Raw genomic sequence first — 8203 nt, forward strand, 5'->3', positions numbered from 1 at the left:
TCAAGACTCTGAAGTATCGTCCCTGGTATCCAAGGAAGCCTTTTGAAAGCTTGACTGATGCCAGAAAATGGGTTGAGGACTTTGTTAATTGGTATAATCATGAGCACCGTCATAGTAACCTGGCATATGTGACTCCCAATGATCGGCATACTGGCCGGGCCAAGGAAATCCTGGCAAAACGCCAAGTGGTTTATCAAAGAGCAAAAATGGCAAAACCTGAAAGATGGTCAGGTCGTACCAGAAATTGGAGCGCACCGACTGAAGTTACCTTGAATAAAAAAAGAACATCTAACACAGAAAAAAAAGCGGCTTAGATGCGACATCTTTCTTGACATCTACCGATAAGGCCAATTTGGCAGAGTATTCGTGGGGAGAAAAAGAAAAGAATTGCCCACTAATCTGCACTAATCATCACGAATATGATAAGTTTCTGCATCCGCGAAGCGGAAAAAATTGCCGAAATCACGTGGCACGTGAAATCGGTAAAAAAGGATTTATTAGCAACCCCGATGAAACCCAGTGAAATAAGCTCCCCTGGCCTTTGGCATTACACAAGGCAAGCACCGTGAAGGGAACCCGGTTTCATGGGGCAGGCAGACAAGAAAGGTTCACCCTGATATTTAAATATGATGGTTAGGTCCGACCCCAAAGGCGCCGTTTATGATAGTTAGGTCCGACCTTAAAGCAGGAGATATTTACGGAGGTATTGGCTGTGGAACTAATAAAGCAGATCATAGATGATATGCCGGCGAACATATCCGTTCCCCCAGAAATTCATCATAAACGCGTGGAAATTGTTTTCCGGTTGTTAGGGCAAAAGACTGTTGAAGGCTCCTTCAAGGAGGCTCTGGCGGCCATGCCGGATATCGGCGACGATGATGATTTTGCCCGTCCACGAGATTTTGGCCGTGGTGAGATGCAATGGGATATCTGATAGACACAAATGTTCTCTCGGAAATCCGAAAAGGTGAACGCGCTAATGCCGGTGTGCGAAAGTGGTTTGCTGAGGCAAATGATGAGGATTTATTCGTTTCGGTCCTGGTATTTGGAGAGATTAGGCGTGGCATTGAGGGAATACGTCGTCGTGACCCTGTTTCCGCGGCGTATCTTGATCAGTGGTTTGCCACTGTGCAAGAGCGGTCCACTGGACGTGTCTTGGTCGTTACCCCTGGTATCGCCGACCGTTGGGGGAGACTGAACATTCCTGACCCACTGCCGGTCATTGACAGCCTACTTGCCGCAACTGCACTCGAACACGAACTTATTCTCGTCACTCGCAATAGCAAGGATGTTAAGCGGACGGGCGTTTCGCTGCTCAACCCCTTTTCGCCATGAATCTTTAAACCAGTCTACCGACCGCAACCAGGGTAATTCAGCCAAAGTTATTTGAACATTAACGGTCCCCCATTGCACTGAAGGGGAATCTTTCTCAGATCCGTTTTCTTACCCCCCCTTTGGGGGCAAAAATGCGCATTTTAAGGCCCAAAATGAGGCTGTTTTTGAGCGATTCTGTAGTTAATTCAAAATCTTCTTGAGGTTCGACCCCACTCCACTGGACTGAAAGCGTTGCCGTAGGCTGTAAAGATTTTGTCAAGAAGGTCAAAGAATTGCTTGGTGGAAAAGCATGCGGCCGCAGGGTTCATGAAGTAGACAAGACCGGATCATATGCACTGAAAGAACCTGTATCGGCTTACAATGATGTTTTTGAGGGTAAAATTTTTACCTTATGAAACACACGCAGTGTCCTGCTGAAAAGCAGGGTTTCACTGGGGGGCTTCTAAGCTCCGAAAACAAGCTGTTTTGGTACACCTGCCTGGTGAAATGCCGTGAAACGGCCCTGCCTTGGCAGGATTTCACTGGGTTTATCCTGATATTTAAGTATGATGGTTAGGTCCGACCCCAAACCGCACACCCCTCCATCATTGCTCTTAAAGAAAAGATCGACAGCCAGGGAAAAGACAAAAAATTCGATATAGACCTGACCTATATCACTTCCAGAGGAAAATGGTATTTTAATTCCTGGAAAGGAAACCCTGAAAAATCAGGAGGAATAGCCACCAACATAGGCATTCACTTTTTTGATATGCTCATGTGGATATTCGGCCCGGCCAGACATAAAGAACTCCATTACTCATCCTCCAGAAGAATGTCCGGCTATATTGAGCTTGATAGAGCCAGGGTTCGCTGGTATCTTTCCTTAGACCGGTCAGATCTGCCTGCCGCTGCTGTCCAGCAGGCCAAGCCGGCTTACAGATCCATCTCCATCAACGGAGAAGAACTTGAATTTTCCACAGGCTTTACAGATCTGCATACATTGAGTTATCAGCATATTCTAAATGGTAATGGATTCGGAGTAAAAGAAGCTCTGCCCTCCATTAATCTGGTTTCCGAGCTGCGAAACTCTCAACCTGTTCACAGGGGAAACGGTACTGTTCATCCCATGTTGAGAAGTAAACCTTAAAAACATTACACTCTTCAGCAAATACATAAATTAGGAGAAAAGCTATGCAGACAATAAAGATTAACACACGAATTGACCAAAAAGGTTGCATCCAATTGCCCAGAGAATACCGTTATACATACGGGCAGAAAGTCAAAGTGGTGCTACAAGTCTCCAACGAAAATGAACATCAATTCTATAGAAGAATGCCCGGAAGCGCCAGGGGAATTTTAAAGATTCACATGGAAGATGACGAACATCTCAATGATTTTAATGAGTACATGAAATGAATATACTTTTGGATACTCAGGCCCTGTTGTGGTTTATTCTTGATGATAACAGGCTGAGCAAAAATGGGAAAGAGTATATTATGAATGCTGAAGGGTCAGTTTTCGTCAGTCCAGCCAGCCTATGGGAACTTGCCATTAAAATAAGTCTTGGGAAATACTCTCTCGCAGAACCTTTCTTATTCTTTTGGAATAAACAACTTCAACATAATGATTTTACTCTCTTAAACATAGACATAAAACACACAGCAAGACTTACTGAACTGCCTTTTTATCATCGAGACCCCTTTGACCGATTAATTATTGCACAATCACTTGAAGAAAAAATTCCTTTAGTGAGCAGCGATTCCATGTTTGATAAATATACAGTTAATCGAATCTGGTGATGTTTTACCCAAACCCATGATATTTTGAAAGATGAAGCTGCCCGCTTGTTTGTTCTTTTACATGAGTAAGACTAAATAAATGACAAATAGACATCCTTCACACTACTTCATTCATGAGTCCAGCTATATTGACAAAGACGTCACCGTAGGATCTGGAACTAAGATATGGCACTACAGTCATGTCATGACCGGCGCATCAATCGGCCCTGGCTGCGTGATCGGCAAGTACGTAGAAATAGGCCCGGGCGTAATCATCGGCCATGGCTGCAAGATCCAGAATAATGTCTCCATATTCAAGGGGGTAATCTTAGAAGACCAGGTCTTCTGCGGCCCTTCAGTTGTTTTTACCAATGTCTTCAATCCCAGGGCCTTTATCCGGCGTATGGATGAACTCCGGCCCACCCTGGTCAAAAAAGGTGCCACTCTTGGGGCCAACTGCACCATCATCTGCGGAGTGACTATTGGAAGATACGCCATGATCGGCGCTGGTTCAGTGGTAACCAGAGATGTTCCGGACCATGCCCTGGTCCTGGGCAACCCGGCCAGGCAGACCGGCTGGGTGTGCAAATGCGGCAATAAAGCGGAACATGGACTTGTTTGTGACGTCTGCTATAAAAAAACCCTTTCAGGATAAGTTTCGTAATATAAGTTGTCTCCGCACCTGACGCTTCCTGGTTCAAAGGTGATTCCATTCAGTACGTTCGCAGAATCCTATTCAACAAAAATGCCAGAATCTTCAACTATCTGGACCAGAAGGCCACTCTCAAGCTCGTCATGGAACACCTTGAAGGCAGGCAGAACCGCCGTTTGCTGATCTGGTATTTGCTGAACATTGAAAATTGGCTTGAACTATATCTTGAATAAGCTTAATTGCGAATGAAGTTCTCGACATATGCGGATAAGATGGTTAATGGAAAGTTTCTTTGCTGGCCCATTAATATTTAAATCCAGATATCCAGACTTTAAAAGTTCTTTTCGTAAAGAATGTACACAGCAATTTACCACAGTACAGATGGAAACAATAAAGAGGTATTTCAAATGGCTGAAATCCCAACTGAGCTAAAAGAACTTATGCGGAATTATATTGCCCAAGTCAATCAGGTCAAACAGGTTGACAGAGCCTATTTATATGGCTCTTATGCCAAAGGCAAGGCCAATAAATGGAGTGACATCGATGTAGCTATTGTAAGTCCGGACTTTTCTCAGGACCTTTTTGAGGAAAGGTTTTTTTTAATGAAATTGGCTCTAAAACTTGATGATCGGATCGAACCAAGTCCATTCAGGCCTGAAGACTTTAATCTTGATGACCCCCTGGTAAACGAGATCAGAGCTTCTGGCATTGCAATCAGCTCTGAGTATGAGCAATCGGTAAGCAAGGGATAGGCAAGCGGGAAGAGGCAAGCGTCTTTGCTTCCCCCTTTCCTCTTTCCCCTTGCCTCTTACCACATTCGCTTTCAGCTTTGAGCTTTCAGCTTAGCGCAACTGCATTTGCTACGAGCTACCAGCTACGAGCCATGAGCTATGAACTACCAGCTACCAGCCACGAGCTAACAATGGAGATATATTCATGGAACCCAAAAAGCATTACCCGGTAATTATCGAACAGGATAAAGAAGGCGTTTACATTGTAAGTTGTCCTTCATTTCAGGGATGTCACAGCTACGGTTATACTGTGAATGAAGCTGTGGATAACATTCGCGAGGCCATCCTGGCATGTGTTGAAGATAATGACTATATTTATGATACAAGTATGCAATTTGTAGGCATACGTGACGTGGAGCTTACTCTGTGACTTCCCATCCTGTCATTACATTTCGGGATTTTATTCAGCGTGTGGAGAAACTCGGTTTCCAGAAGGTTCGGCAAAAAGGTTCACACATCCGGTATAAGCATGCTGATGGAAGAATGACTACAATTCCTGACCATGGAGCCAAAGATGTTCCACAAGGCCTTCTGAATAAGATTGTAAGACATGATTTAAAATTATCAATGGATCATTTTTTTAATCAAAGTGAGTAGGATATGCTTTTACTTTTCCGCTTTGAGCCTATATGCTTTGCACTTTCATGCTACCAGCTATTTTGCTTTGACCTTTGACCTTTGGCCGTTGGTGCTTTGAGCTTTGAGCTAATATGCTATAAGCTACGAACCATGAACTACAATCTACGTGTTTCAGTTAAAAAGAATCCGTACAAAATGTCATAAATCAGGGTAACACTTTCTCTTGGCGTAAACCAGAGGAGGAAGTGTTATGGCGAACAAGTTTTTTGATCAGGAGCAAAAGCTGACCATTCTGGAGAAAGCCCAGGAAATCGGAATCAAGGAAGCTGCAAAGATTGCAGGAGTCCATTACACAACAGTCTATGATTGGCGCAACAAGCTCCAGGCTTTGGGCCGGGAGGCATTTCTTGAGCATCAGCCAAATCGCCCTGGCCGGGGCGAGAAGGAGATTACTCCGGAACAGGAAGAAGCCATCCTGAACACCTGGCAGAATAACCTGGGATTCGGTCCAGGCCAGGTCCGCAGTCAGTTGCGCAGGCAAGGCAAGACCATCTCCATTCGCAGCATTAGAAAGGTGATGCTGGCTAATGGCTACGAGCCAGGGCAGGCAAAGAAAGAGAAGTCTGAGCCCAGACGTTTTGAAGCAGGCCGTCCTCTGGAGCTGACCCAGATGGACATCCTGGAGCTGTACATAAACAAGGCCCGGGTCTACCTGATAAAAAAGTCGACAATCGGGGTAAAGCGAGCAAAGTGGAAATCGACACCGTGCGCCTGATCGTGGACAAAGCCAGGGAACTCAAAGAGCGGGGCAAGCGCCTGCGTATCCATAGTTTTGCCCGGGAAATAAACGCAGAAGGAAAAAGCGTAATGGTGCTTTCTGGGAAGACAGGTATCACGCTACAGCAGTGGATGTTGATGAGCACCTTGTTCGATGTCTGATCTACATAGACCTTCACCCGGTGAAATAGCTTGAGATCATCCTATGTATTATACGTATGTGCTGTTAAGTGAAGCTGATGGCAACTTATATTCAGGCTATACTAAAAATCTCAAGCTAAGATTTAAGCATCACTCCAAAGGTAAGGTTCCTTCAACAAAAGACAGAAGGCCCTTAAAGCTGATATATTATGAAGCTTGCATCAACCAAGAGGATGCTACCCGAAGAGAAAAATATTTTAAGACTTATTAAGGCAGGCTTTTTATCAAAAATAGGCTCAAATCTTATTTCACTGGGTAAACATGGTCAGGGCCAAGGTGGTTAAACATCCCAAAGAATGGAGTCATGGCGGATACCCTGAAATTGTCGAGCCACAACAAAGATACCGGATTATCAACAGAGATCTTTTGAAAAGGCTACTGGATATAGATGATTTATCAATAATTTACTCTGGGTGGGTCCAGGCGGCAGTGGATGAGCGTACTCTTAGACAACCAGGCTGGACTGAAAGTGTCGCCGTGGGCTGCAAAAATTTTGTAGAAAGTGTCAAGGAATTGCTCGGCGGAAAAGCTTGCGGCCGCAGTGTCCATGAAGTAAGCAAGTTCAAAGCATACGCACTTAAAGAACCTGTCTCGGCTTACAATGATGTTTTTGGGGGTGAAATGTTTACCTTATGAAACACACGCAGTGTCCTGCTGAAAAGCAGGGTTTCATTGGGGGGCTTCTAAGGTCTGAAAACTGAGTGTTTTGGGACACATGCCTGGTGAAATGCTGCCTTGCAGCCCAGCTTTGCTGGATTTCACTGGGTTTATCCTGATATTTAAGTATGATGGTTAGGTCCGACCCCAAACCGCTGAACTGAAAACATATGTTGAAGGTGGAAAAAAGACTTATGGTGAATTGATTGTAATTGTAACTGTATTCCCCTCAGCCTCAGCTGATCAAGCTATTATCCGCTACGGAATAATATAAGGCAGTAGAGCTTTAACCTCAGATCACGCAGAAGGTCTATGGTTAAGGCAAAATGAAATGTCTTGATCAGCGAAAATCAGCGCAATCAGCGTCAAAAATGTCTTTCTCTTTGCTTTTTTTATATGCCAGGATTATGATTTGAAATTTATATTTATGATACCAGTATGCAATGCATAGGTGTACGTGACGTGGAGCTTACTCTGTGATTTCCCATCCTGTCATTACATTTCGGGATCTTATTGAAGGTTGTTGAGGTCAGACCCCTTGGCCCTTCCCCGCAAAGTCAATAAATTTAGTTAGATGGGCAGGCCGCAGCCAATGAAAAATAAACTCATCAGATGGAATGAAGAAAAAAATCAGTTGCTGGTATTACAGCGAGGACTGTCTTTTGAAATGGTTCTGGAAAAAATCCATAATAGGGAAATACTTGCCCTAAAGTCGCATCCAGACAAGAAAAAATACCCAAATCAGCATATTTTTATCATAAAGATAAAGGGATATTTTTGTTATGTTCCTTTTGTTGAAAGCGATGATGAAATTTTTTTAAAAACTATCATCCCCAGCAGGAAGCTAAAGAAAATATATGGAAGGTGAGACAATGAGTAATGAATATCTACAACTTGATGAAGATGAAGCCAAAATCTTGAAAAGTCTTGAAAATAATGAATGGGAAGATCACCAATTATCGGAAGATGAAAAGCAAATATATAAGCAGCATGCGGATTACACTCTCTCGCTTCAGGAAAAGAAGACAACTCAAATCGATTTTACAGTAGCAGAACTAGCTTTTCTCATGGCCAAGGCCAAAGAGGTTGATGTTACCGTTCAAAGTGTTGTCCAAACACTCGTAAGAAACTACGCTGCGGGTAAGATCAAACTTGAAATATAAGTTGGAAATTCGAATATAATTTTAGATGTTTACGTATGGATCATGGCAATGCCAAGGGCAAAAGTTGTCTGTAAGGGGTGAAAATGGGGTGTTTTAGAGGGTCAAGTTCAATAAAATCAGGACCTTGCTTGTCTCAGAGACTTGGCCCATTACCATTGCCTGACCCTGCCCATGTATCATGATATGACGGATGAGGAGCAGATGTATGTTGTGGAGAAGCTTCAAGATATAAGCTCAAAGCATTTTAGCTCAAAGGGCCAAGCTCAAAGCTGAAAGCATATTAGCTCAAAG

At 43.7% G+C, this 8203-nt stretch carries 16 protein-coding genes and 1 pseudogene; all 17 read left to right on the top strand.

From position 1 onward, the window contains the following. Positions 1 to 314: integrase core domain-containing protein (locus tag LZ23_RS21880; RefSeq protein WP_045217730.1), on the top strand; the 314-nt coding region annotated here is incomplete at its 5' end. Between the two features lie 398 nt (positions 315 to 712). Continuing rightward, entirely contained in the window at positions 713 to 934 is a 222-nt protein-coding gene (locus tag LZ23_RS21885) for a hypothetical protein (protein ID WP_157493447.1), read from the top strand. Then, the gene (locus LZ23_RS21890) at positions 922 to 1335 is read left to right on the top strand and encodes a type II toxin-antitoxin system VapC family toxin (protein ID WP_045217734.1); all 414 of its coding nucleotides are present in this window, start codon (positions 922 to 924) and stop codon (positions 1333 to 1335) included. Before LZ23_RS21885 ends, LZ23_RS21890 begins: the two co-directional genes overlap by 13 nt. 604 nt (positions 1336 to 1939) lie before the next feature. After that, the gene (locus tag LZ23_RS21895; RefSeq protein WP_269745203.1) at positions 1940 to 2461 is read left to right on the top strand and encodes a Gfo/Idh/MocA family oxidoreductase; all 522 of its coding nucleotides are present in this window, start codon (positions 1940 to 1942) and stop codon (positions 2459 to 2461) included. 44 nt (positions 2462 to 2505) lie between these two features. Further along, positions 2506 to 2730, top strand: a complete 225-nt coding sequence (locus LZ23_RS21900) for a hypothetical protein (protein WP_045217736.1) — start codon at positions 2506 to 2508, stop codon at positions 2728 to 2730. 8 nt (positions 2731 to 2738) lie between these two features. Continuing rightward, entirely contained in the window at positions 2739 to 3113 is a 375-nt protein-coding gene (locus LZ23_RS21905) for a type II toxin-antitoxin system VapC family toxin (protein ID WP_198146080.1), read from the top strand. A gap of 79 nt (positions 3114 to 3192) precedes the next feature. Continuing rightward, a complete protein-coding gene (locus LZ23_RS25415) occupies positions 3193 to 3747 on the top strand; it encodes an acyltransferase (protein WP_045217741.1) in 555 nt (184 codons plus the stop codon). Positions 3748 to 3779: 32 nt separating this feature from the next. Next, positions 3780 to 3977, top strand: a pseudogene (locus LZ23_RS24435) (asparagine synthase-related protein); the annotation flags it as partial. Positions 3978 to 4151: 174 nt separating this feature from the next. Continuing rightward, the gene (locus LZ23_RS21915; RefSeq protein ID WP_045217742.1) at positions 4152 to 4496 is read left to right on the top strand and encodes a nucleotidyltransferase domain-containing protein; all 345 of its coding nucleotides are present in this window, start codon (positions 4152 to 4154) and stop codon (positions 4494 to 4496) included. A 184-nt stretch (positions 4497 to 4680) separates the two neighbouring features. Beyond that, positions 4681 to 4905 (top strand): type II toxin-antitoxin system HicB family antitoxin, encoded by a 225-nt coding sequence (locus LZ23_RS21920; protein ID WP_045217744.1) that lies wholly within the window; start codon positions 4681 to 4683, stop codon positions 4903 to 4905. Continuing rightward, a complete protein-coding gene (locus tag LZ23_RS25630) occupies positions 4902 to 5132 on the top strand; it encodes a type II toxin-antitoxin system HicA family toxin (protein WP_045217746.1) in 231 nt (76 codons plus the stop codon). The genes LZ23_RS21920 and LZ23_RS25630 overlap by 4 nt, the downstream gene beginning before the upstream one ends. A 232-nt stretch (positions 5133 to 5364) precedes the next feature. Continuing rightward, a complete protein-coding gene (locus LZ23_RS21930; protein ID WP_045217748.1) occupies positions 5365 to 5889 on the top strand; it encodes a helix-turn-helix domain-containing protein in 525 nt (174 codons plus the stop codon). Further along, positions 5865 to 6053, top strand: a complete 189-nt coding sequence (locus tag LZ23_RS24440; protein WP_198146081.1) for a hypothetical protein — start codon at positions 5865 to 5867, stop codon at positions 6051 to 6053. Before LZ23_RS21930 ends, LZ23_RS24440 begins: the two co-directional genes overlap by 25 nt. A gap of 43 nt (positions 6054 to 6096) precedes the next feature. Continuing rightward, the gene (locus LZ23_RS25635; RefSeq protein WP_045217751.1) at positions 6097 to 6303 is read left to right on the top strand and encodes a GIY-YIG nuclease family protein; all 207 of its coding nucleotides are present in this window, start codon (positions 6097 to 6099) and stop codon (positions 6301 to 6303) included. A 50-nt stretch (positions 6304 to 6353) separates the two neighbouring features. Further along, positions 6354 to 6728 (top strand): hypothetical protein, encoded by a 375-nt coding sequence (locus LZ23_RS21940; RefSeq protein WP_232300562.1) that lies wholly within the window; start codon positions 6354 to 6356, stop codon positions 6726 to 6728. Between the two features lie 613 nt (positions 6729 to 7341). Continuing rightward, positions 7342 to 7617 (top strand): toxin, encoded by a 276-nt coding sequence (locus LZ23_RS21945; protein WP_045217753.1) that lies wholly within the window; start codon positions 7342 to 7344, stop codon positions 7615 to 7617. A 4-nt stretch (positions 7618 to 7621) separates the two neighbouring features. Further along, a complete protein-coding gene (locus tag LZ23_RS21950; RefSeq protein ID WP_045217771.1) occupies positions 7622 to 7912 on the top strand; it encodes a hypothetical protein in 291 nt (96 codons plus the stop codon). Positions 7913 to 8203 lie beyond the last annotated feature (291 nt).

Source organism: Desulfonatronovibrio magnus, from assembly GCF_000934755.1.
In the GTDB taxonomy this organism is placed as follows: Bacteria; Desulfobacterota; Desulfovibrionia; order Desulfovibrionales; family Desulfonatronovibrionaceae; genus Desulfonatronovibrio; species Desulfonatronovibrio magnus.

Excerpts from the sequence above, each read along its gene's own strand:
- LZ23_RS21930 (WP_045217748.1), top strand. The coding sequence starts at position 5,365 with ATGGCGAACAAGTTTTTTGATCAGGAGCAAAAGCTGACCATTCTGGAG.
- LZ23_RS21900 (WP_045217736.1), top strand. The coding sequence starts at position 2,506 with ATGCAGACAATAAAGATTAACACACGAATTGACCAAAAAGGTTGCATC.
- LZ23_RS21890 (WP_045217734.1), top strand. The coding sequence starts at position 922 with ATGGGATATCTGATAGACACAAATGTTCTCTCGGAAATCCGAAAAGGT.
- LZ23_RS21915 (WP_045217742.1), top strand. The coding sequence starts at position 4,152 with ATGGCTGAAATCCCAACTGAGCTAAAAGAACTTATGCGGAATTATATT.
- LZ23_RS21920 (WP_045217744.1), top strand. The coding sequence starts at position 4,681 with ATGGAACCCAAAAAGCATTACCCGGTAATTATCGAACAGGATAAAGAA.
- LZ23_RS25635 (WP_045217751.1), top strand. The coding sequence starts at position 6,097 with ATGTATTATACGTATGTGCTGTTAAGTGAAGCTGATGGCAACTTATAT.
- LZ23_RS21945 (WP_045217753.1), top strand. The coding sequence starts at position 7,342 with ATGAAAAATAAACTCATCAGATGGAATGAAGAAAAAAATCAGTTGCTG.
- LZ23_RS25415 (WP_045217741.1), top strand. The coding sequence starts at position 3,193 with ATGACAAATAGACATCCTTCACACTACTTCATTCATGAGTCCAGCTAT.
- LZ23_RS21940 (WP_232300562.1), top strand. The coding sequence starts at position 6,354 with ATGGTCAGGGCCAAGGTGGTTAAACATCCCAAAGAATGGAGTCATGGC.
- LZ23_RS21950 (WP_045217771.1), top strand. The coding sequence starts at position 7,622 with ATGAGTAATGAATATCTACAACTTGATGAAGATGAAGCCAAAATCTTG.